This is a genomic window from Streptomyces sp. NPDC026673, assembly GCF_040638135.1.
Classification (GTDB): domain Bacteria; phylum Actinomycetota; class Actinomycetes; order Streptomycetales; family Streptomycetaceae; genus Actinacidiphila.
Genome location: NZ_JBEZXR010000049.1, coordinates 35,721 through 56,806, shown reverse-complemented (window position 1 = coordinate 56,806; position 21,086 = coordinate 35,721). Strand labels below are relative to the sequence as shown.

The 21,086-nt window shown below is 73.3% G+C and carries 21 protein-coding genes; 10 read left to right on the top strand and 11 right to left on the bottom strand.

Annotated elements, in window-relative coordinates; all coding sequences use genetic code 11:
• Nucleotides 1-23: 23 nt before the first annotated feature.
• Nucleotides 24-1,184 (top strand): exonuclease SbcCD subunit D, encoded by a 1,161-nt coding sequence (locus AB0F62_RS28270; protein WP_361805057.1) that lies wholly within the window; start codon nt 24-26, stop codon nt 1,182-1,184.
• Nucleotides 1,184-4,186: an SMC family ATPase gene (locus AB0F62_RS28265; RefSeq protein ID WP_361805054.1), complete on the top strand. Its 3,003-nt coding sequence runs from the start codon at nt 1,184-1,186 to the stop codon at nt 4,184-4,186. Before AB0F62_RS28270 ends, AB0F62_RS28265 begins: the two co-directional genes overlap by 1 nt.
• On the opposite strand, the gene AB0F62_RS28260 is transcribed toward AB0F62_RS28265, so the two are convergent.
• The gene (locus AB0F62_RS28260; protein WP_361805051.1) at nt 4,151-4,600 is read right to left on the bottom strand and encodes an Lrp/AsnC family transcriptional regulator; all 450 of its coding nucleotides are present in this window, start codon (nt 4,598-4,600) and stop codon (nt 4,151-4,153) included. The two genes, AB0F62_RS28265 and AB0F62_RS28260, sit on opposite strands and share 36 nt — an antisense overlap.
• Nucleotides 4,601-4,693: 93 nt before the next feature.
• Here AB0F62_RS28260 and AB0F62_RS28255 point away from each other — a divergent pair, with 93 nt between their 5' ends.
• Entirely contained in the window at nt 4,694-5,233 is a 540-nt protein-coding gene (locus AB0F62_RS28255; protein ID WP_361805048.1) for a rhodanese-like domain-containing protein, read from the top strand.
• A 19-nt stretch (nt 5,234-5,252) separates the two neighbouring features.
• Here AB0F62_RS28255 and AB0F62_RS28250 read toward each other — a convergent pair whose 3' ends face one another.
• The 5 genes from AB0F62_RS28250 to AB0F62_RS28230 form a co-directional block, all read right to left on the bottom strand.
• Nucleotides 5,253-6,059, bottom strand: a complete 807-nt coding sequence (locus AB0F62_RS28250) for an ATP-grasp domain-containing protein (protein ID WP_361805045.1) — start codon at nt 6,057-6,059, stop codon at nt 5,253-5,255.
• A gap of 41 nt (nt 6,060-6,100) precedes the next feature.
• A complete protein-coding gene (locus tag AB0F62_RS28245; RefSeq protein ID WP_361805042.1) occupies nt 6,101-6,643 on the bottom strand; it encodes a GNAT family N-acetyltransferase in 543 nt (180 codons plus the stop codon).
• Nucleotides 6,643-7,590, bottom strand: a complete 948-nt coding sequence (locus tag AB0F62_RS28240; protein WP_361805039.1) for an ATP-grasp domain-containing protein — start codon at nt 7,588-7,590, stop codon at nt 6,643-6,645. The genes AB0F62_RS28245 and AB0F62_RS28240 overlap by 1 nt, the downstream gene beginning before the upstream one ends.
• A 121-nt stretch (nt 7,591-7,711) precedes the next feature.
• Nucleotides 7,712-9,388 (bottom strand): DUF885 domain-containing protein, encoded by a 1,677-nt coding sequence (locus tag AB0F62_RS28235; protein WP_361805036.1) that lies wholly within the window; start codon nt 9,386-9,388, stop codon nt 7,712-7,714.
• A 48-nt stretch (nt 9,389-9,436) separates the two neighbouring features.
• Entirely contained in the window at nt 9,437-9,919 is a 483-nt protein-coding gene (locus tag AB0F62_RS28230) for an Lrp/AsnC family transcriptional regulator (protein WP_361805033.1), read from the bottom strand.
• Nucleotides 9,920-9,978: 59 nt separating this feature from the next.
• On the opposite strand from AB0F62_RS28230, the gene AB0F62_RS28225 reads away from it, so the two are divergent.
• Nucleotides 9,979-11,157: a PLP-dependent transferase gene (locus AB0F62_RS28225; protein WP_361805030.1), complete on the top strand. Its 1,179-nt coding sequence runs from the start codon at nt 9,979-9,981 to the stop codon at nt 11,155-11,157.
• On the opposite strand, the gene AB0F62_RS28220 is transcribed toward AB0F62_RS28225, so the two are convergent.
• From AB0F62_RS28220 to AB0F62_RS28205, 4 genes are all read right to left on the bottom strand, one after another.
• The gene (locus AB0F62_RS28220) at nt 11,111-12,496 is read right to left on the bottom strand and encodes a GNAT family N-acetyltransferase (protein WP_361805027.1); all 1,386 of its coding nucleotides are present in this window, start codon (nt 12,494-12,496) and stop codon (nt 11,111-11,113) included. The two genes, AB0F62_RS28225 and AB0F62_RS28220, sit on opposite strands and share 47 nt — an antisense overlap.
• Before the next feature lie 76 nt (nt 12,497-12,572).
• Nucleotides 12,573-13,094: a DUF1990 domain-containing protein gene (locus AB0F62_RS28215; RefSeq protein ID WP_361805024.1), complete on the bottom strand. Its 522-nt coding sequence runs from the start codon at nt 13,092-13,094 to the stop codon at nt 12,573-12,575.
• A gap of 168 nt (nt 13,095-13,262) precedes the next feature.
• Nucleotides 13,263-13,859: a dihydrofolate reductase family protein gene (locus AB0F62_RS28210; protein WP_361805021.1), complete on the bottom strand. Its 597-nt coding sequence runs from the start codon at nt 13,857-13,859 to the stop codon at nt 13,263-13,265.
• Between the two features lie 519 nt (nt 13,860-14,378).
• Nucleotides 14,379-14,999 carry a TetR/AcrR family transcriptional regulator gene (locus AB0F62_RS28205; protein WP_361805018.1) on the bottom strand — a complete coding sequence of 207 codons (621 nt, stop codon included), beginning with the start codon at nt 14,997-14,999 and terminating at the stop codon, nt 14,379-14,381.
• Between the two features lie 152 nt (nt 15,000-15,151).
• Between AB0F62_RS28205 and AB0F62_RS28200 the strand changes: the two genes are divergently transcribed.
• The 6 genes from AB0F62_RS28200 (at nt 15,152) to AB0F62_RS28175 (ending at nt 19,321) form a co-directional block, all read left to right on the top strand.
• Nucleotides 15,152-15,778, top strand: a complete 627-nt coding sequence (locus tag AB0F62_RS28200) for an isochorismatase family cysteine hydrolase (RefSeq protein WP_361805015.1) — start codon at nt 15,152-15,154, stop codon at nt 15,776-15,778.
• A 132-nt stretch (nt 15,779-15,910) separates the two neighbouring features.
• Nucleotides 15,911-16,591 (top strand): flavodoxin family protein, encoded by a 681-nt coding sequence (locus AB0F62_RS28195; protein WP_361805012.1) that lies wholly within the window; start codon nt 15,911-15,913, stop codon nt 16,589-16,591.
• Nucleotides 16,592-16,670: 79 nt separating this feature from the next.
• Nucleotides 16,671-16,925 carry a hypothetical protein gene (locus AB0F62_RS28190; RefSeq protein WP_361805009.1) on the top strand — a complete coding sequence of 85 codons (255 nt, stop codon included), beginning with the start codon at nt 16,671-16,673 and terminating at the stop codon, nt 16,923-16,925.
• A 34-nt stretch (nt 16,926-16,959) separates the two neighbouring features.
• Entirely contained in the window at nt 16,960-17,664 is a 705-nt protein-coding gene (locus AB0F62_RS28185; protein ID WP_361805006.1) for a response regulator transcription factor, read from the top strand.
• 42 nt (nt 17,665-17,706) lie between these two features.
• Nucleotides 17,707-18,429, top strand: coding sequence for a hypothetical protein (locus AB0F62_RS28180; RefSeq protein ID WP_361805003.1), 723 nt, complete (start codon nt 17,707-17,709; stop codon nt 18,427-18,429).
• Nucleotides 18,430-18,643: 214 nt separating this feature from the next.
• Nucleotides 18,644-19,321, top strand: a complete 678-nt coding sequence (locus tag AB0F62_RS28175; RefSeq protein ID WP_361805001.1) for an alpha/beta hydrolase — start codon at nt 18,644-18,646, stop codon at nt 19,319-19,321.
• Between the two features lie 69 nt (nt 19,322-19,390).
• On the opposite strand, the gene AB0F62_RS28170 is transcribed toward AB0F62_RS28175, so the two are convergent.
• On the bottom strand, nt 19,391-20,974 hold the full coding sequence (locus AB0F62_RS28170) for an alkaline phosphatase D family protein (RefSeq protein ID WP_361804998.1): 1,584 nt from the start codon (nt 20,972-20,974) through the stop codon (nt 19,391-19,393).
• Nucleotides 20,975-21,086 lie beyond the last annotated feature (112 nt).

Here is a 21,086-nt window from a genome sequence, read left to right as displayed (position 1 = left end):
ACGATGCGGGCGGGAGAGCCACGGTGAGGCTGCTGCACACCTCCGACTGGCATCTGGGGCGGTCCTTCCACCGGGTCGGTCTGCTCGACGCCCAGGCGGCCTTCGTCGACCACCTCGTGGCGACCGTGCGCGCCGAGCGCGTGGACGCCGTCCTCGTCGCCGGTGACGTCTACGACCGGGCGCTGCCGTCCCTTCCCGCGGTGGAGCTGTTCGACGACGCGCTGCACCGGCTCGCCGCGCTGGGCGTGCCCACGGTGATGATCTCCGGCAACCACGACTCGGCCCGCCGGCTGGGCGTGGCCTCCGGCCTCATCGAGCGCGCCGGGATCCACCTGCGGACGGACCCGGCAGGCTGCGCCACGCCGGTCCTCCTCGACGACGAGCACGGCCCGGTCGCCCTCTACGGCCTGCCCTACCTCGAACCCGCCCTGGTGCGTGAGGAGTTCACCCTCGAGCGGGCCGGGCACACCGAGGTGCTGACCGCCGCCATGGAGCGGGTCCGCGCCGACCTGGCCACCCGGCCCGAAGGCACCCGCTCGGTCGTGCTGGCGCACGCCTTCGTCGCGGGCGGCGCGGCCAGCGACAGCGAGCGGGACATCACGGTCGGCGGGGTCGCGGCCGTGCCGGCGGGCGTCTTCGACGGCGTCGACTACGTGGCCCTCGGCCACCTCCACGGCTGCCAGACCATCACCGACCGGGTGCGCTACTCCGGCTCCCCGCTGGCGTACTCCTTCTCCGAGGCGGACCACCGCAAGAGCATGTGGCTGGTCGACCTGGGCGCCGACGGCTCCGTGGCCGCCGAGCGGATCGACTGCCCGGTGCCCCGGCCGCTCGCCCGGATCCGCGGCCGCCTCGAGGAACTGCTCGAGGACCCGGCGCACGAACGGCACGAGGAGGCCTGGGTCGAGGCCACCCTCACCGACGCGCACCGCCCGCACGAACCCATGGCCCGGCTGCGCGAGCGTTTCCCGCACGCCCTGGCCCTGGCCTTCGCGCCCGAGCACACGGACGCCGATCCCCACGCCTCGTACGCGCAGCGGCTGCGCGGCCGCACCGACCGCCAGATCGCCGCGGACTTCGTGGCCCACGTCCGCGGCACCGGGCCCGACACCGCGGAACGGGCGGTCCTGCGCGACGCCTTCGACGCGGTCCGCAGCGACGCCGCACGGGCGGAGACCGACTGATGCGCCTGCACCGCCTGACCCTCACCGCCTTCGGGCCGTTCGCCGGCAGCCACACCGTCGACTTCGACGAGCTCTCCGCGGCCGGGCTGTTCCTGCTGCACGGCGCCACCGGCGCCGGCAAGACCTCCGTCCTCGACGGCGTGTGCTTCGCCCTGTACGGCGGCGTCCCGGGCAGCCGGCAGGGCAACCGGCTGCGCAGCGACCACGCCGGGCAGGACACGCTCACCGAGGTGGTGCTGGACATCACCGTGGGGGGACGGCGGCTGGAGATCACCCGCCGTCCCGAGCAGCCGCGCCCCAAGAAGCGCGGCACCGGCTTCACCATGGAGAAGGCCGTCACCCTGCTGCGCGAGCACACGGCGGGGCAGTGGCGGGCGCTCAGCAAGTCGCACCAGGAGGCGGGCGAGGAGCTGAAGCAGCTCATCGGCATGAGCCGGGAGCAGTTCTGCCAGGTCGTGCTGCTGCCGCAGGGAGAGTTCGCCACCTTCCTGCGGGCGACGGCCACCGACCGCGCCGCCCTGCTCGGCAGGCTCTTCGACACCCGCCGCTTCAAGGCCGTCGAGGAGTGGCTCAGGGCGCAGCGGCGGGCGGCGGAGCAGCGGGTCGCCGCCGGCGACGACGAACTGCTGCGCCTCGCCGAGCGGATGGGCCAGGCCGCAGGTGACGACCCGCACGCCCTCGCCGGCCCGCTGCCGGAGGGCGTCACCGCCGGCGACCCCGAACTCGCCGGGCACATCCTGCGCTGGGCGGCCGTCCTGGCCGCCACCGCCCGCGAACGCGCCGACATCGCCGACCTCGCGGTGACCGCCGTCGAGGGCGCGCACGAGGACGCCCGGCGCGAGGCGGAGGCGGTACGGGAACTCGCGGTACGGCAGCGCCGCCACGCCGCCGCCGAGCGCCGCGCCCGGGACATGGCCGGCGAGCGCGAGGCCCGCGCGGAGGAGGAACGGCTCCTGGAGACGGCGGAGCGGGCCGCGACCGTGGCGCCCGCCCTGGAGCTGCGCGAGCGGGCCGCCGCCCGGCACGCCGCCGCGGCAGCGGAGGAGCGCGCCGCCCGCGCGGCCCTGCCCGCCGAGCAGCACGAGGCGGGCGCGGAGCAGCTCACGGAGTACGAGAACCGGCTCCGCGAGGAGCTGGGCGGCCTCGCCGAAGCGGGCCGGGCCGAGCAGCGCGCCGCCGAACTGGACCACGACCGCGGGCGCGTGGAGCGCGAGGCGGCCGCGGACGGGCAGCTGATCGCCGACGCGGCCGCCTGGCTCGACGGCTGGGAGGCCGAACGCCTCGGCCACGAACGCGGCGTCGACACCGCCCAGTCCGCCGCCACCCGCGCCGCCGAACTCTCCGGCGTCCTCGACCGGGCCCGCCGACGGCTGGACGCCGCCCGCGAACGCGACGCCCACGCCGCCGCACTGCTCGCCGCCGAGGACCGGCTGCGCGCCGCCCGCGACACGGCCGCGGACGCCCGCGACCACTGGCAGGACGTCCGCGAGGCCCGCATCAACGGCATCGCCGCCGAACTGGCCGCGCAGCTCGGCCCCGGCGAGAGCTGCCTGGTTTGCGGCGCCACCGAGCATCCGCACCCCGCCCGCCCCACCGGCCGCCAGGTCGGCCGCGCCGACGAGGAGGCCGCGCAGGAGGCCCAGCAGCGGGCCGCAGCCGCCCGCGAAGCCGCGCACCAGCAGGTGGTACGCCTCACCGCGGCCCATGACGCGGCCCTCGCCGCCGCGGGAGTGGAGCCTGCGCCCGAACTCGCCTCCGCGCACGAGGCGTTGGAGCTGGCGTATCAGGCCGCCGTCCGGGCCGCGGCGGAGCTGCCGGCGGCGCGCCAGGCCCTCGACCGGGCGCTCGCCGAACACGCCCGCCGCAGCGCGGAGCGCAACGAGGCCGACCACCGCCTCGCCTCCCTCACCACCCGCCGTGAGCTCCTCGACCGCGAGCACGCCGAACTCACCGAGCGGCTGGCGCGTGCCCGCGGCGCGTACGCCACCGTCGCCGAGCGCCGCGCCCGGCTCGCGGCGGCCGCCGAGCATGCCGCGGCCGCCGCCCGGGCCGCCCGCGCCGGTCAGGAGACCGCCCGCGCCCTGAAGGACGCCGACTCCGACCTCGCCGACGCCGCCTACAAGGCCGGCTTCGACACGCCCGAGGCCGCCGCGGCCGCGGTGATCCCCCGGCCCGAACACCGGCGGCTGTACGAGCGCGCCGAGCAGTGGCGCCGCGAGGAGGCCGCGGTCACCGCCGAACTCACCGCCCTGGACCTGGCCGAGGCCGCCGCGCTTCCGCCGGCCGACCCCGACGCGGCCCGGCATGCCGTGGAGACCGCCACCGGACGGCTGCGCGAGGCCGCCGCCCGTCAGTCCGCGGCCCGCACCACCCGCGACGCCCTGGACCGGCTGCGGGCCGAGGCGCTGACCAGGACCAGGGCGCTCGCCCCGGCCCGCGAGGAGCACGCACGGCTGCGGCGGCTCGCCGACCTGGCCACCGGGGCCGGGGAGAACACGCTGCGCATGGAGCTGGAGACCTATGTGCTGGCCGCCCGGCTGGAGCAGGTCGCGGCCGCGGCGAGCGTCCGGCTGCACCGGATGTCCTCCGGGCGGTACACCCTCGTGCACACCGACGCCCGCGCCTCGCGCAACGTCAAGTCGGGCCTGGGCCTGATGGTGGTGGACTCCTGGACGGGCACCGAGCGCGACACGGCGACCCTCTCCGGCGGCGAGACCTTCTTCGCCTCCCTGGCACTCGCCCTCGGTCTCGCCGACGTCGTCACGGACGAGGCGGGCGGCGCCCGCCTGGACACGCTCTTCATCGACGAGGGCTTCGGCAGCCTCGACGAGCAGACCCTCGACGAGGTGCTGGACGTCCTCGACGGGCTGCGCGAGCGGGACCGGGCCGTCGGCATCGTCAGCCATGTCGCCGAACTCCGGCAGCGCGTCCCCGCGCAGCTGCAGGTCGTCAAGGGGCAGCGCGGGTCAGCCCTCCGCCACCGCACGGCGGGCGAGCGGTGACGAGTAGACGACGCTCGTCGTCACCGAACCCAGGCCCGAGACGCGGCCGGTGATCTCCTCCAGGTGACGCATCGAGCGGGCGGTGACCTTCAGGACGAAACAGTCGTCGCCCGTGACGTGGTGCGCCTCCAGGATCTCCGGGGTCGACTCCAGCAGATCGTGGAACGGCTTGTAGTTGCCGTGCGGGTAGCGGAGCCGGACGAACGCCAGGATCGGACGGCCGATCCGCTCCAGGTCCAGCACGGCGGTGTACGCCGTGATCACCCCCGCCTCCTCCAGCCGCCGTACCCGCTCGGTCACGGCACTCGGGGACATCGACACGGCGCGGGCCAGCTCGGCGTAGCTGGCCCTGCCGTCACGCTGCAGGGCGTCCAGGATGCGCCAGTCGGTGGTGTCAAGGGAATCCACGGTCATGCCCCTGAGTACCAAGGATTTCCCCGGCCGGGCAAGGCATGCGCCGGGGAACGGCCCTTCAGACGGGCCCCCGCGGTCCATAGATTTGCCGCCATGACGACACCGACCGCCGCCCCCGCCGCCGCTGCCCCCGCCCTCGCCGACAACCCCGCCGTCGCCGACAACCCTGTCCTGCGGGTGCCGCCCGCCGAACCCGCCGACGCCGCCGCGTACTTCGCCGCCAGCCTCGCCTTCCACGCCGACGTGTCCGATGTCGCGGCCGCCCTCGCCACGGCGGCGGAGACCGGTGGCGGCCCAGGGTTCGTCGTCGTCGACTCCCGCTCCACCGCGGCCTGGGAGCAGGGCCACGTTCCCGGCGCCATTCACCTGCCGACCGCGGACGTCCCCCGGCTCGCCTCTGCCTTCCTCGACCGCGACGTGCCCGTGGTCGTGTACTGCTGGGGTCCGGGCTGCAACGGCGCCACCCGCGCCGCGTACGCCCTGGCCGGCGCCGGCTACCGGGTCAAGGAGATGCTGGGCGGCATGGAGTACTGGATCCGCGAGGGCTTCGCCCACGAGACGGCCGGCGGCACCGAACGGCGTGCCGCCGACCCCCTGACCGCGCCCGTGGGCGCGGACGCGTGCGGGTGCTGAGGCCGCCGCGGGGGCGGCCTCAGCGCACGACGGTGACGGCCGGCCGCAGGAACCGGCGGTCCCGCGGGCCGAACCCGGCGAGCGGCGCCGCGGCCCGCAGGACGACGTCCAGCGCGACGTCGGCGTCGCAGGCGTAGTGCCCGCTCGCCCAGGCCGCGTTGGCCTCGACCACCGCCCAGCCGTCCCCGGTCCGGCCGACGTCGACCACGATCGCGCCGGGCAGCTCCGGCACTCCGGGCGCGAAGAGCCGCCCGGCGAAGTCCCGTACCTCGCCGGCCGACGGGTCGCCGTCCAGGGGCGCCACGTCCAGGTCACCTCGGCTCGCGTAGCGGCTGCCCGTCACGACCTCGCCGTCCAGCAGGAACAGCCGGTACTCGACGGCGAACGCCACGATGTCGCTCACCAGCACGGGGGCGTCGTCGTCCACCGCGTCGGGACCGGGCAGGCCGCTGCCGTCGGGGTACACCCGGGCCGGGAAGCTCTTGTCGTTCGGCGGCTTCACGAAGGCGGGCCGGCGCAGCGTCCGGGCCTCCGCCAGCGTGGTGAACTCGACCTGCCGCCCGACGAGTTCGAACGGCAGCCGGGCCAGCCAGTCCTCGTCGGCCTCCAGCAGCCCCAGGCCCAGGTCCGCCGCCACGGCGTCCGCGAACAGCGGCCCCGCGTACAGCGACGGGCCCACCGCGTCCGCCGCGTCCTGCGGCACCCGCCACGCGGGGAGGGTGCGGGTCGCCATGCCACGCCGGTGCGCGGCCGCGGCCAGCGCGTGGCCGGTGGCGGTCACGCGGGGCGAGAGGAAGAGGGTCCGGGACGGGGGCACGGTGTTCACGGCCCGATGGTGGCCGATCCGGCGGGTGGCGCGACAGCGAATTACGCCGTCACACCCCGGCCGACCGGCCGCAGCTCGTACGCCCACTGGGCGTCCCGGTCCGCGACCCGTCCGAAACCGGCCCGTTCCAGCACGCTTTGCGAGGCACGGTTGCCCGGGTCGGTGGTCGCCAGCACGGTGCGCACCTCGTCCCGGCTGAGCGCCCACCGGGACAGCACCAGTACGGCGTCCGTCGCCCAGCCCACGCCGCGCGCGGACTCCGACAGGTCGTAGCCGATCTCGACCACCCCGTCGACGGCGGAGGGCGGGCCGTGGAAGCCGATGCCGCCGAGCGCCAGGCCGTCGTGCGACCGCTGGATCACGAACAGCCCCCACCCCGGGGCGTACACCCCCGCGGCCGCGGCGATCGTCGTCATCCCGGCCGCGATGATCGTGCCCTCGCCCGGCCCGCCGTCGATCCACTCCAGCCCGGCCGGTTTGCCGTCCGCCAGCTGCGCCGACTCCTCCGGGAGCTGCTCGCGCAGGGTCACCCGACCGTGGCTGAGCACCAGGCGGCCGTGGATGTGGGAGGCCTGAGGGATCATCAAGCGGCACCGTTTCGCAGCGGGGATCGGTCGGATCGGTCGGATCGGTGGGTCGGGGCGGAACCGCCGGGTTCGCCGGCCAGGGCGCAGAGCGCCGCGGCGAGCGTCTTCGGGGAGACGCCCGTGGGCAGGTCCGAGACCTGACCGTCGCCGACCTCCACCACCCGCCACCGGCCGTCCTCGTGCAGCGCCAGATCGGTGGTCACGAAGGGGCAGCCCAGGCCGCGTACCAGGGGGCGCACCGCGGTCAGGTCCGGTGCCGGACGCAGGTCCGGGGTGTCCGGGTGAGCCGTGACGAGCGCGGGTTCGCCCCCGGTCCACCAGACCCTGGCCTCTCCGGCACCCTTGACGAAGGGCTCGAAGGCCCGGACGACGATGCCGCCCGCCAGGTCGTCTCCCTGGAGCGCGGCGAAGCGGGCGACGACCGAGGCCAGGCGCTCCGTGTCGGCCAGTTCGGGGACGTGGCAGGCCTCGTCCCACTCGTGCTTGCGGGATTTCACGTAGTCCTTCACCACGGCCGGGCCGCCGCCGAGGGCCGCGGTCGCCTCCGCCAGCGCCGGTGCGCCGGGAGGTGGCCCGCCGCGGCCGACGGGCAGCCACGTGCTGAGCGGCGTCTGTGCGGCGAACGCCCCGTACCAGCCGGGAAGCTCGTGCGCCCTGCGGTACTGCTCGGCGGAGGTCCGCAGGACGACGCCGCGCTCGGCCAGGGCCGCGGACAGCGCGGCGTACCGCTCCGAGGGCATCATCCATCCCCGGTACCAGGCGGGTCCCGCGCCCCGGGGTACGCGTGACGTGGCGGCCGTGGCGTCGCCCGCGAGCAGGGCGTCGTGGTCCACCAGCGCCACGTCGCCCCCGAGGGCGCGCACCGCGTCGGCCTCGGCCGCGAAGTGCGCGTCCACCCGGCGCGGCCGCAGCGCATCGGCGCAGAAGACGAACAACACCCCCATACCCGCACCCTATCCGGCCGGCCTCGCTGTCGACGGGCTGCCGGTCATATGAGGGGCCTGCGGACCCGCGGGGGCGGCGGAGCCGGCCGAGGCCCCGCCGCCGATGGGCACCGCCCGCTCGCTAGAGCTTCGAGAGCTCGTCGACGAGGTCGTCCAGCCCCAGGGAGCCCTGCGACAGCGCCGCCATGTGCCAGGCCTTGGGGTCGAAGGCGTCGCCGTGGGCCTTGCGGGCGGCCTCGCGCCCGGCGAGCCAGGCGCGCTCGCCCAGCTTGTAGCCGATGGCCTGCCCCGGCATCCCCAGGTAGCGGATGATCTCGCTGTCGAGCATGGCCGCGCTCAGCCCGTTGTAGCGCCCGAAGAACTCGCGTCCCAGCTCCGGCGTCCAGGTCTCGCCCGGGCGGTACGGGCTGTCCTGCGGGATCTCCAGCTCCAGGTGCATGCCGATGTCCAGGATGACGCGGGTGGCCCGCAGCATCTGCGCGTTGAGGTAGCCGAGCCGGCGTCCCGCGTCGGTCAGGAAGCCGAGCTCGTCCATGAGGCGCTCGGCGTACAGGGCCCAGCCCTCCGCGTTGGCGCTGACCTGGCCGAGGGTGGCCTGGTAGCGGCTGAGCCGGTCCGCGACGTACACCCACTGCGCGAGCTGCAGGTGGTGGCCGGGGACGCCCTCGTGGTACCAGGTGCTGACCAGGTCCCAGACGGGGAACCGCTCGCGGCCCAGGGTGGGCAGCCAGGTGCGGCCCGGGCGGGAGAAGTCGAGCGAGGGCGAGGTGTAGTACGGCGCGGCGGCGCTGCCGGCCGGGGCGATCCGCGACTCCACGCGCTTGACGGGCTCGGCCAGATCGAAGTGGGTGCCGTCGAGCGCGGCCATGGCCTCGTCCATCACTCCCTGCAGCCACTCGCGGACCGCGTCGACGCCCTCGATGGCCTCGCCGGCCTCGTCCAGGTGCGCCAGGGCCTCCATCGGGGTGGCGCCGGGCAGTACCTTCTCCGCCTCGGCGCGCATCTCGGCCTCGAGGCGCCGGAACTCCTCCCAGCCCCAGGCGTACGCCTCGTCCAGGTCGAGGTCCGAGCCCGTCCAGTAGCGGGCCCAGCGTGCGTAACGCTCGCGGCCGACGGCGTCCGGGGTGCCCTCGACGGCGGGGGCGTAGGTGTCGCGCAGCCAGTCGCGCAGGGCGGCGACCGCCGCGGTGGCGTCGGCGGCGCCGCCGTCGAGCTCGGGCCGCAGGGCCTCGGGACCCTCCTTCACGAACTGCGCGAACCAGCTCGTGCCGGCGTCCTCGCCCAGCCACTCGCCGAGCTGCTCGACGACCGTGGCGACCTGCCGCGGCCCGGCCGGCAGCTTGCCGGCGACGCCCTCCTCCAGTGAGGCCCGGTAACCCGCCAGGGCCTCCGGCACCGCGCGCAGCCGGGCGGCGACCGTGGCCCAGTCCTCGTCGGTGGCGGTCGGCATCAGCATGAAGACGCCCCGCACCGAGTGGACGGGGGAGTGCAGGTTGCTCACGGCCCGCAGGCCCTCACCCGCCTCGTGCACGGCCAGTTCCGCGGTCAGCCGCTCGCGCAGCAGCCGGGCGCAGCGGCGCTCGTCGTCGTCCGGCACCTCGGCGGCGTCGAGTTCGGCGAGGGTACGGCGGGCGAGCTCGGCCTGGGCCTCCAGGCCGGCGGGCGTGAAGTCGGGGAGCCGGTCCTGGCCGGTCCGTACCCCGAGGTACGTGGCGGTGATGGGGTCGAGTTCGGTGACCGCGTCGACGTACGCGTCGGCGATCTGGCGGGGCAGCGCGCTGCCGGTGGTGTCGGGCATGGTCACATCCTGGTACGGAGTGCCCCGCTCCGTCATCACCATCGTGGATCATATTCCTGACGTGGGCGGCAGCAGCGGACCGCAGTCCCAGTGCTGGAAGATCAACCGGGTTTCCACGCGGGCGACTTCGGGCCGCGAGGTGAATTCGTCCACGACGAGCCGCTGGAGGTCGCCGGTGCTCGCGACGGCCACGTGGACGAGGTAGTCGTCGGGACCGGTGAGGTGGAACAGCGTGCGCGACTCGGGCAACGCCCGTACCCGCTCCACGAACGGGCCGATCAGCTCACGGCGGTGCGGCCGCACCTGCACCGCGAGCAGCGCCTCCAGCGGCCGCCCCAGACGGGCCGGGTCCACCCGCAGTTCATGACCGAGGATCACGCCGGTGCGGCGCAGTCGGTTGACCCGGTCCAGGCAGGTGGACGGGGCCACGCCGACGGCGGCGGCGAGGTCCTTGTAGGTGGTCCGTGCGTCGTTCTGCAGGAGGCGCAGAATCTCGAGGTCGACCGGATCCAGAAGCACAGAATCGGACACCGGCCGAAATTAACACGGGCCATCCCCACTACGGGCCGGTAGCTGTTCAGCATCGGGCCATGGACACGACAGCATCGGCGCACACCCGCCGCGCCCTCGCCACCGAAGCCGTGCACGCCGGCCGCGAAGACCTCGCGGACCTCGGCCTGCACGCCGTTCCCCTGGACCTGTCGACCACCTACCCCTCGCGCGACAGCCGGGGCGAGGCCGCCCGGCTGGACGACTTCGCCGTGACGGGCGCCGCGTTGACGGGGCCGCCGGTCTACTCCCGGCTCGACAATCCCACCGTCGCCCGCTTCGAGACCGCGCTGGCCCGGCTGGAGGGCGCCGAGGCCGCCGTGGCCTTCGCCAGCGGCATGGCCGCCCTCACCGCCACCCTGCTGGCCCGGGCCACGATGGGCCTGCGCCACGTGGTGGCCGTCCGCCCGCTGTACGGCTGCAGCGACCACCTGCTGTCCGGCGGCCTGCTCGGCACCGAGGTGACCTGGACCGACCCGGCCGGCATCGCCGACGCCATCCGCCCCGAGACCGGCCTGGTGATCGTGGAGACCCCGGCCAACCCGACGCTGGCCGAGGTCGACCTCCGGGCCGTCGCCCACTCCTGCGGCGAGGTCCCGCTGCTGGTCGACAACACCTTCGCCACGCCGATCCTGCAGCGCCCCCTGGAGAGCGGCGCCAGGATCGTGCTGCACAGCGCCACCAAGTACCTGGGGGGCCACGGCGACGTCCTGGGCGGGGTCATCGCCTGCGACGAGGAGTTCGCGCGCGTGCTGCGCAAGGTGCGGTTCGCCACCGGCGGGGTGCTCCACCCGCTCGCGGGCTACCTGCTGCTGCGCGGGCTGTCCACGCTGCCCGTACGGGTGAAGTCCGCCTCGGCGACGGCGGCCGCGCTGGCCGAGCGGCTGGCCGCCGACCCGCGGGTGGCGAAGGTGCACTACCCGCGGATCGGCGGCGCCATGGTCGCGTTCGAGGTCCAGGGCGACCCGCACGAGGTGATCGCCGGGGTCCGGCTGATCACCCCGGCGGTCAGCCTCGGGAGCGTCGACACGCTCATCCAGCACCCGGCCTCGATCAGCCACCGCATCGTGGACGAGGGCGACCGCCACAGCTCCGGGGTCAGCGACAAGCTGCTGCGGCTGTCCGTCGGCCTGGAGGACGTCGAGGACCTGTGGGAGGACCTGGACATCGCGCTCAGCGCAGCCGAGCGCTCGCGCCGGCCGGTGACAGCGTCGCGGTGATCACCAGCGTGCCGTCCTCGACCTGGTAGTCCAGCGGAAGACCCAGGCGGCGCATCGTCGCGACCATCCCGGTGTTGGTCGCCTGGGTCACCGCGTACACGCTCCGGCACTCCGCCTCGACGGCCAGTGCGACCAGACGGCGCAGCAGTTCCAGGCCGATGCCGCGGCGCTGCCAGGCGTCGTCGACCAGGAGGGCGACCTCGGTCTCGTCGCCGTCCCAGAGCAGGTGGCCCAGCGCGACGATCCGGCCGGAGACCGTCTGCACGGCGAGCGTCCGGCCGAACCGGGGGCTGAGCAGGTGGGTCAGATAGCGGTCCACGTCGGCCACCGGACCGTGGTAACGGCTCGCCAACGTGGCGGCGGAGCAGTGGTCGTGGAGTTCGCGGGCGGCCTCGAGATCCTCGGGGCCCGCCCGGCGGACGGTGATCTCGTTGCCCTCGGGCAGGGTCAGGACGGAGCGGTTCTCCGGGACCCGGGTGCCCAGTTGTGCGTCGAGTTCGACGAGCGCGCGGGCCCGGGCGAACTCGGTCGGGGTGAACGGGAGATGGGCGCGTTCGACGGTGATGGTCCCTCCGGCGGGATCGCGCAGCCGCATGATCGTGTCCTCCAGGGTGTCCTCGACCGGATCGGTTCCGGCAGTCCCGGGCGGGGTGGACCTTATGGTGCAGCGGCCGAACAACTGGCGTAGTGCCAGGGGTAGTTCGGCGGTGTCCATGGCGGTGCGGGTGGCGAGGGTCAGCATCCGGGTCGGGGTGTCCACCAGATCGTGGGCGTCGGCCCGCTCGATCCAGGTGTCGCGCCCGCCCGCGCCGCGCACGGCCCGCGTCAGGTCTCCCGGCGCGAGGGCGGCCGGGGCGCGGAGCAGGAACTCGTCCACGGTGCCTTCTGCGAGCGGATGCGTCTGCAGGGTGAGGATGTCCACGTCCTGCCCGGCCAGCGCCGTGCAGAGGGCGGCGAGACTTCCCGGGGTGTCGCGCACGGTGGTGCGGACGCGCCACAACGACGTCCCGGCCCCGGCCCCGGTCCCGTTCTCGGCGGAGCTTTCCCCCGGCTCCGTCGTACGGGTGACGGCCGGCGCCCCGGCCGTGTGCGGGGCGGGTGGTGAATGACCGTGATGGCGTGCCCACCATGTGTGGAAGCCGGCGGTGGCGGCGAGCGCGGCGGCCGACAGACACAGCAGGGCCGGGCCGTCGGGGGCGTGCCCCACGAGATTGGCGATGAGGTCGGCGGTGGCCACGGCCACGAAGAGCGCGGCGAGTTCGATCACGTCGCGGCGCCAGTGGTGCTGCCGCCGCGCGGCGGCGGCGGAGGCGGGCGTGGCGGAAGTCAGTTCTCGCATGCAAACACCATGCCGAACGCGTGTTGCGTGATCACGAACGCTTTGTGACCGACGGGTAAAGGGTGTCCCATGTCGGTTAACTCCCCCTTTCAATAGTTCCGTCCTGCGACAATCGGCGCAGGCAGCGGCCGTACCGGCGCGCGAAGCCACGCTGAGTGACGCGTCCCAGGGGGCCCAGTAGACCCACGTACCACGCCCCCGGTCCACTGAAGGCCGTGACATCCAGCCACACGGACCCGTCCGGCGCGAGGCTGACCACGAACGCCTCCTCCCCGCGTTCCGGGTGGCCGGCGAGTGTTCCGTAGGCGAACCCCACGCGTTCCGGGCCGCGTTCGGCCCACACGACCTCGCACGGCGCCCGCAACGGGCCCATCCGCAGGGGCACCCGCACCCCCGGTGCCGCGTCCGGTGTACCGGCGGGCACCCGCAGTCCGGCCGCGCGGTGCATCCGCCACCCCATCAGGGCCCGGCCGGCCGCGGCCAGCACCTCGGGGCCCTCGCCGAGCCGGATCCGCTCGTGCAGCCGGTGGAACCCCGGCGGCGTGGGGCCGCCGGCCCGGGTCACCCCGACCTCGTCGTAGGTGAAACCACCTGTCACGGCGTCATCCTCCCCGCTCGTCAGCGCCCGCGAAGGGCCTTCCCGGCCGCTCCACGAGGTCTCGAAATCGCCGTATTGCCCGGTCGATTTGCACATGCTAAGCCTCCGGGTGCCGCCCGCCCCGCCCCGCCCCCGCCGTCGCGCCGTCACCGCCGCGGGGCGCGCCGACTAGCCCTCGGCGGCCCGCCGGTAGGTGCACACGTTCACGCCGGTGGCGCTGGTGACCGTCGAGACCAGCTCCAGCGTGCGCAGCACGCCGTCCTCCGGGAAGATCGACTTGCCGCCGCCGAGAAGCACCGGCATGACCATGAGGCGGAGTTCGTCGACCAGGTCCTCGCGCAGCAGCGCGCGCGCCAGCGTGGGACTTCCCATGACCACGACGTCCCCGCCCGGTGCGTCCCGCAGCTCCCGGATCCGGGCGGCGGCGTCCTCGCCGGGGATGCGCGTGGTGTTGTGCCACGTCAGTTCGGAGTCGTCCAGCGTGCCGGAGACGACGTACTTCGGGAGGGCGTTCATCCGGTCGGCGAAGGGGTCGCCGGCCCGCTCGGGCCAGGCCCCGGCCATCGCCGCCCAGGTGCGGCGCCCGTACAGCAGCGCCTCGGCCTTGCCCACCGTGTCGTCGAAGGCGCCGCCCACGACCTCCGGGTCGAAGAACGGGTGCGTCCAGCCGCCGTTGGCGAAGCCGCCGTCGGTGTCCTCGTCCGGTCCGCCCGGCGCCTGCACGACGCCGTCCAGGCTGATGAAGTCGATGATCACGATGCGCATGGGACTCGTTCCTCCGTCACTCGCTCCGGTTACGGCAAGACAGACCGTCGCACTGCGCGGAAATCATCGCGCCCGGAACGGCGTGCTCCGTCCCGCGGACCGTATTGGTGCGGATCGTGACGGAATCCGACCGCGACCGACCGGCTCTGAATGTCTCTGCCGCATTCGTGCCGTGTGACTCCGGGGAGCTGCTGATCCGTCCCTTCGGGCAGGGCCGACGTCCCCTTGGTGCAGAGGGCCTCGCCTCGGCTTCAGCGGGACGGGGTCCTCGTGCAGGGTTGGCGATCGGAGGCGCGGGGCGTCTTCGGCTCGGTGCGATCTCCGGTGGAGTCGCGGTCATCGGCGGCGCCGGCGCCGGCCTGTGCTGGAGGTGGGAGTGACCCGGTGCGACCCGGTGGTGCGCGGGACCGCGGGATGCCGTGCGAGGAGAGGGGCGCCGCCGCGCAGCCGGGTCTTCGTGGGCGCTCGGGCGAACGCGGGTGCGTCCGCGGAGGGGCGGCGCATGAGCGCCCTCTCCTCTCAGCCGCCCGGAGCCGCGGCCCGCGACTCGATCCGCTCTCTGGTCGCTGCGAGGATCTCCTCGGCGAGGGCGGGGTCGGCCGAGGCCACGGCGCGGGAGAGGACCAGCGCACCGACCATGCTCGACAGCGTCGCGAGGTCGGGGACGTCGTGCTGCTCCGCGTCGGGCGAATCCTGTCGGCGGAGCCTCGCCAGGGAGCCGGCCATGCCCGTGATCCCGTCCACGAAGAGTTTCTGGATCTCGGGTTCGCTGCGGCCGGCATCGCAGGCGAGTGCGGCCACGGTGCACCCGTCCTCCGGCGCGTCCCGGTGGTCCGCGGACACGTATTCGTCGACGAAGCGCCGGAGGAAAGAGGAGTCGGCGGAGGGCACCCCGTCCGGCTCGTCGTTCATCACCGCGTCGACGGCGGCCACGCTCTCGGTCAGGCCGCGCCGGCAGACCTCGGACTCCAGGGCCTGCTTGGAGGAGAAGTGGCCGTAGAAGCCTCCGTGGGTGAGGCCGGCCGCCTTCATGACGTCGGAGATCGACACAGCGCTGAAGCCGTGCTTCCTGAACTGCCGAGCCGCGCTGACGACGACCTGTTCACGGTTCGCAGCCGCTTGCTCACGGGTTACACGCATGACCACCTCCGGAGAGCCTCGCTTGACACTTTACATGACGGCCATCATGATTAAGTTATTCATGTTGGTCATCATGTAACCGATGGCCGACACCGAGACGGCACCGGTCAGCGCCGTATCCCCCCACATTTGATCTCAGGACAGGAACACCCATGAATGCCCGCAGCTACCCGGCGGCCCGCACCGCCCTGGTCGCCGTCGACCTCCTGAACGACTTCCTCGCCGAGGACGGAAAGCTCGGCGGCCAGATCGGACCCATGCTGGACAAACTCGATCTGCGCTCCCGGCTCGCCCGCCTGCTCGCCGGAGCACGCGACGCCGGCGTCACGGTCTTCCACGCGCCGCACGGCCTCAGGGAAGGCGTGTTCGACGACGTCAAGCACGTTCTGCCGCGCTTCCGGTTCGCCGTGGACAACCAGGTGTTCTGGGAGGGGAGCCGCGGCGGCGACTTCTACCCGCCGCTTCGCCCCCGGCAGGGCGACGTCGTCATCGCCCGCCACCGGATGTTCGACGCGTTCTCCGGCACCGACCTGCACGACCGGTTGCGGGCCCGCGGGATCGAGAAGGTGGTCCTGGCAGGGCTCACCTCGCAGACCTGCATCGAGGGAACGGGTCGCCACGCCCTGGAAGCCGGCTACCACGTCACCTTCCTCACCGACGCGGTCGCGGACTTCAGCGAGGAGGCGCACCGGGCGGCCCTCGAGATCTCCTACCCCACCTACGGCCACGAGGTGATCACCGTCGATGAGTTCCTGGCCGGAGTGGAGCCGGCCGCGTAGTCGGGCTCCGATCCCCACCCCCACCCCACCCCCACGCCGTACACCGCCGGTATGCGCGAGGACGCCAGGCGGCCGAGCCCTCCGGCGCACACGACCCCCCTTCACCTTCAGTACGACCCAGAAAGAACGATCATGGCCACACTGTCCGTCGTCTACCACTCGCCGAACGGCCACACCCGCGCGATGGCCGAGCACATCGCCCGCGGCGCCGAGAGCGTGCCGGGCACCGACGTCCACCTCGTCGAGATCCGCGGTGAGCAGGTCACCGCCGGACGCTGGTCGGACGCCCCCGCCATGGAACTCCTCGGGGCCTCCGACACCATCGTGTTCGGCGCCCCCACCTACATGGGCAGCCTGTCCGCCGTGTTCAAGGCCTTCCTCGAAGGCGCCTTCTACCCGTTCCTCGGTCAGGAGTGGAAGGACAAGCTCGCCGGAGGCTTCACCCACTCCGCCTCCCAGAACGGCGACAAGCTGTTCTCGCTGCAGCAGCTCGCCGTCTTCGCCGCGCAGATGAACATGCAGTGGATCTCCCTCGGCGACTCGGCCGGCGACAACTGGACGGGCGGCACACGCTACGACGTCAACCGGCTGGGCTCCTGGCTGGGCGCCATGGGCCAGACCAACGCCGACGAGGCACCGGACCCCACCGGAGGGCACGGCGACCGGGTCACCGCGGAGCGGTACGGGGTGCGGCTGGCCGAGCTGACGGCGCGCTGGGTGCACGGCTCGCCTCACGCGGTGCGACGCCTCACGCAGGAGGAGTTCCGGGAGTTGTCGGCCCGGAGCGCGGCCGAGGCGCGGGCCCGCAGCTGAGCCGCCGTCCGTCGCGGCCCGACGTGGTCCCGTGCCGGAACGCGGGCCCGAGCCACCGAGAAGAACTGGGAGACAGCCGATGTATCTGCACGTGACAGGAACGGTGACACAGCCCGACCGGCTCGCCGCGTTCGCCGACGAAGAGCGCCGGGTGCTGGAGGAACTCAAGGCCGAGGGCACCGTGGTGATGGCCTTGCGGCGCCATGACAGGCCCGGTGCCCTCCTCGTGGTCGAGGCGGACGGCCCCGGCGAGGCCCGGGAGCGCCTCGGCAGACTCCCGTATGTCGCGCACGGTCTGCTGGCCCTGGAGTACGTCGAGGTCAGCCGGTTGTGAGCCGGGGAGCCGCGACGGAACGGAGTGAGGTGCGGTGAGCGGGCACGACCCGGCGGTTCCGCCCCGGTGCGCGTCCGCACCGCCGACGCCCGTGGCACCCGAGGCCATGGCCGAGACGCACGCGTGTGATCCGGTTTCCGTCGTGGTCCTCTCCGAGGACCGACTGACCTACGAAGGCGCGGTCGCGGCGCTGTCGGAATATCCCGGCATCCGGATGCTGCCGTGGGAGAACCACCGGAGCGCACAGGTTCTCGTCGCGTTCTCTGATGATCTGTCGAACCGGGTGCTGACGGTCATGGGCCAGGTCGCGGAGAGCCAGCCGGACATTCAGGTCGTCCTCGTGGCGGAATCCGTTTCCGAGCCCCGGCTGATGAGGGCGATCGGCTTCGGTGTGGTGAGTGTCCTGCTGCGCGAGCGCATCACGTTCGCTCACATCGGCAACGCCGTCGCCGCCGTACGCAAAGGGCATTCCGACGTGCCTCCCGAATTGCTGAGGCATCTCATCCGCCACATCAGGCGCGTCGACCGGACGAGGACCGGTGACGGATACGGGCTGAAACCGCGGGAGATCACGGTGCTGAGCATGCTCTCGGACGGACTCGACACAGCGCAGATCGCGCGCCGGCTGAATTATTCCGAACGTACCATCAAGAGCATCGTCCACGGAATCGTCATCCATCTCGGGGTGAGCAACCGTACCCACGCCGTCGCCCATGTGATCCGGGCCGGACTGCTGTGACGGAATTCGGCGGACACCGTGTGACACCTGGAGACGAGGAAGATGAACGACCTGATTGACCACGTCCTGCGAGCCCATGGAGGCCGGGGCCGATGGTCCGAGATCGACTCGCTGAACGCGGAGGTGTCGTTCGGCGGCCCCTTCTGGAGCCTCAGGGGATTCGCGGAAAGGCCCTTCGGCTCGCGGCTGACCGTCGACACCCGCCGTGAGCGGATCCGCTTCGCCCCATGGCCGAACCCCGAAGGGGGCCTGACGTTCGACGCCGATGAGGACGCCGTGGAACTGCGGTCTCCCGACGGTGAGATCCTCGAGCGCCGCACCGGTGTCCGGTCCGGTTACACCGGGTACGACCTGTCGTCACCGTGGGATTCGGCTCAGGTCGGCTATTTCATCGGGTACGCCATGTGGAACTACCTGACCACACCGTTCCTGTTCACCCGTCCCGGGGTCGAGTCCCGCGAAGTGGCCTCGTGGAGCGAGGGCGGCGAGGTGTGGCGGCGGCTGCAGGTGACATTCCCCCGGGACGTCGCCACGCACTGTGCCGAGCAGACCTTCTACTTCGCCGAGGACGGCATGCTCTGCAGGCTCGACTACCACGTCGATGTCAATATGGGCGTTTCCGTCGCTCATTACGTGGGCGACTACCGGGACTTCGACGGAATCGTCTTCCCGACGCGACGAAGGGTCCATCGGAGGAATCCGGACAATACCGCGAGCGAGAACTGCTCCATCGAAATCGACGTGCGGGAGGTGCGGGTCGGCTGATCCGCCCTGCCCCAACGGGCGGTCTTCCTCTCCCTCGTGACGCGGAATTCATCGATCCCGGCACCCTACGATGCCGGAAAACGCCCCGTGCCGTGAGGGGGGCGCGTATCCGCGATCAATCAACGGAGGACGCGATGCCTTCTCGTCCGCACCTCACGGTACGTACCAGCCGGCTCGGCGGGGCAGGCCACCCATCACAACGAGAGGCATATGCATGACCACCATTCTGCTCGTTCACGGAGCGATCGCCGACGGGTCGTCCTGGGCGAAGGTCATTCCGATGCTGCAGGCAGCCGGGCACGAGACGGTCGCCGTCCAGCAGCCGCTCACCTCGATCCCCGACGACGTCGCCAAGGTCCGCAGTGTGCTCGACGAACTCGACGGGCCCGTGGTCGTCGTCGGCCATTCCTTCGGCGGCGTCGTCATCACCCAGGCGGCGCACGACGCCCCCCAGGTGAGCGCCCTGGTGTACGTCGCGGCGTTCGCGCCCGACGAGGGCGAGAGCGCGGCGACGCTGGGCGAGCCGTTCGGACAACTCCCCTCCGCGTCCCACTTCGAGGTGGACAAGCAGGGGCGCTTCACGCTTCCGCAGGAGCTGTTCCCGCAGTACTTCTGCCCGGACGTCGCACCGGAGGAGGCACGCGTGCTCGCCGCCGTCCAGGGGCCCAGCGACGTGGCCCGCTTCGGCTTCGTGTCGGGACCGCCGGCCTGGCGCGAGCACCCGTGCCACTACATCGTCGCGGAGGACGACCGGATCATCCCGCCGGACCTGGAACGCTTTGTGGCCGAACGCATGGCGGCCACCACGGTGTCGGTGCCCGGTGCCGGTCATCTGGTCATGGTCTCCCGGCCGCGGGCCGTGGCGGAGGTGATCCTGGCGGCCGCCGGCTGAGCGGCGGACCGCCCGGCGGCGCGCTCGCGCCACCGGGCGGTCGGCCCGTCGCGGTCCCGTCGTCGGCTCCTACTGCCCGACCAGCCCCGGCCGGAGCACCTTCGTGAACAGCACCGTGCCGTCGTGCTCGCGCAGCCGCACCGTCAGGTCGCCGGAGTGGCCGTCGATGTCGACCTGCCCGAAGAACTGGTAGCCCTCGGCGGGCGAGACGTTCGAGGCCGTGGGCGCCTTCACGAAGACCCGCTCCGGCCCGAAGGTGCCGTCCAGCGCGCTCGCCGGGAACGCCCCGGCGTTCAGCGGACCCGACACGAACTCCCAGAGCGGCTCGAAGTCCCCGAACGCCGCCCGCGACGGCTGGTAGTGCTGCGCCGAGGTGTGGTGGACGTCGGCGGTCAGCCACACGGTGCCCGTGATCCTGCGGTGCTTGACGAACCGCAGCAGTTCGGCGATCTGCAGCTCACGGCCGAGCGGCGCGCCCGGGTCGCCCTGCGCCACCGCCTCGATGTTCGGCTTCCCCTCCGTGGTGTCGGGCACCACCAGCCCGAGCGGCATGTCCGCGGCGATCACCTTCCACACCGCGCGCGACCGCGACAGCTCCCGCTTCAGCCACTCCAGCTGCTCCCGGCCGAGGATGCCCTGCGCGTCGTGGGCCTGGTCGTCGGGGGAGTTGGCGTTGCGGTACGTGCGCATGTCGAGGACGAAGACGTCCAGCAGGGGGCCCTGGCGCAGCACCCGGTACACCCGGCCGGCGCCGTCCGGCCGCAGCGAGGAGATGGGGAAGTACTCGGCGAAGGCCCGCCGGGCCCGGGCCGCCAGGACGTCCACGCTCTTCTCGGTGTAGCGCGGGTCCGAGGCGGCGATCACCTCGCCGGGGTACCAGTTGTTGCGGACCTCGTGGTCGTCCCACTGGATGACCGACGGCACGCGGGCGTTGAAGCGCCGAAGGTTCTCGTCGAGCAGGTTGTACCGGAAGTTGCCGCGGAACTCGGCCAGGGTCTCGGCGACCTTGGACTTCTCCGCCGTCGTGACGTTGCGGTAGGTGCTGCCGTCGGGGAGCGCCTGGGCCGCCGCGATCGGGCCGTCGGCGTAGATGTTGTCCCCGCTGCACAGGAAGAAGTCCGGGTCCACCGCGCCCATGGCGTCGAAGATGCGGTAGCCGCCGATGTCGGGGTTGATGCCCCAGCCCTGCCCGGCCAGGTCGCCCGACCACACGAAGCGTACGCCGCCGCGTCGCCCGTCCGGCGCCGTACGGAAGGTGCCCGTGACCGGCGCGCCGGTGCGGCGCGGGTCGTCGGGGTCGGCGAGCAGCACCCGGTAGTGGATCTGCTCACCGGACGGCAGGCCGTGCAGCCGGGTGACCCCGGTGAAGTCGGTGCCGGGGCCGACCAGCGGGCCGTGGAAGCGGCGGGTGTGGCGGAACGACTCGGTCGCCGAGGTCTCCACCACCATCCGCGCCGGCCGGTCCGCGCGTACCCACACCAGGCCGCCCGAGGCCGTGACGTCGCCGGTCTGCACACCCGACGTCGCCGCCGGTCTCCCCGACAGCGCCAGTGCGGGTACGGCCGCGGCGGGCACCAGCAGCGCCCCCGAGGCCGCCAGCCCGCCCCTCAGCACCGAGCGCCGCCCGACCGTACTCCCGGATCCGTGCACCATCCTGTCCTCCCAAGTCCCAAGTCCCAAGTCCCGAGCCGCGTACGCCGATAGGCGTCCGCTCCCGTTCCTACTCGCGCCGCGTGCCGCGGATCAGAACGCCCGGTGAACAACC

What these genes read in the sequence shown, in the direction of transcription:
- AB0F62_RS28265 (WP_361805054.1), top strand. Translation starts at nt 1,184, where the DNA reads ATGCGCCTGCACCGCCTGACCCTCACCGCCTTCGGGCCGTTCGCCGGC.
- AB0F62_RS28260 (WP_361805051.1), bottom strand. Translation starts at nt 4,600, where the DNA reads ATGACCGTGGATTCCCTTGACACCACCGACTGGCGCATCCTGGACGCC.
- AB0F62_RS28255 (WP_361805048.1), top strand. Translation starts at nt 4,694, where the DNA reads ATGACGACACCGACCGCCGCCCCCGCCGCCGCTGCCCCCGCCCTCGCC.
- AB0F62_RS28245 (WP_361805042.1), bottom strand. Translation starts at nt 6,643, where the DNA reads ATGATCCCTCAGGCCTCCCACATCCACGGCCGCCTGGTGCTCAGCCAC.
- AB0F62_RS28240 (WP_361805039.1), bottom strand. Translation starts at nt 7,590, where the DNA reads ATGGGGGTGTTGTTCGTCTTCTGCGCCGATGCGCTGCGGCCGCGCCGG.
- AB0F62_RS28235 (WP_361805036.1), bottom strand. Translation starts at nt 9,388, where the DNA reads ATGCCCGACACCACCGGCAGCGCGCTGCCCCGCCAGATCGCCGACGCG.
- AB0F62_RS28225 (WP_361805030.1), top strand. Translation starts at nt 9,979, where the DNA reads ATGGACACGACAGCATCGGCGCACACCCGCCGCGCCCTCGCCACCGAA.
- AB0F62_RS28220 (WP_361805027.1), bottom strand. Translation starts at nt 12,496, where the DNA reads ATGCGAGAACTGACTTCCGCCACGCCCGCCTCCGCCGCCGCCGCGCGG.
- AB0F62_RS28210 (WP_361805021.1), bottom strand. Translation starts at nt 13,859, where the DNA reads ATGCGCATCGTGATCATCGACTTCATCAGCCTGGACGGCGTCGTGCAG.
- AB0F62_RS28205 (WP_361805018.1), bottom strand. Translation starts at nt 14,999, where the DNA reads ATGCGTGTAACCCGTGAGCAAGCGGCTGCGAACCGTGAACAGGTCGTC.
- AB0F62_RS28200 (WP_361805015.1), top strand. Translation starts at nt 15,152, where the DNA reads ATGAATGCCCGCAGCTACCCGGCGGCCCGCACCGCCCTGGTCGCCGTC.
- AB0F62_RS28195 (WP_361805012.1), top strand. Translation starts at nt 15,911, where the DNA reads ATGGCCACACTGTCCGTCGTCTACCACTCGCCGAACGGCCACACCCGC.
- AB0F62_RS28190 (WP_361805009.1), top strand. Translation starts at nt 16,671, where the DNA reads ATGTATCTGCACGTGACAGGAACGGTGACACAGCCCGACCGGCTCGCC.
- AB0F62_RS28180 (WP_361805003.1), top strand. Translation starts at nt 17,707, where the DNA reads ATGAACGACCTGATTGACCACGTCCTGCGAGCCCATGGAGGCCGGGGC.
- AB0F62_RS28175 (WP_361805001.1), top strand. Translation starts at nt 18,644, where the DNA reads ATGACCACCATTCTGCTCGTTCACGGAGCGATCGCCGACGGGTCGTCC.
- AB0F62_RS28170 (WP_361804998.1), bottom strand. Translation starts at nt 20,974, where the DNA reads ATGGTGCACGGATCCGGGAGTACGGTCGGGCGGCGCTCGGTGCTGAGG.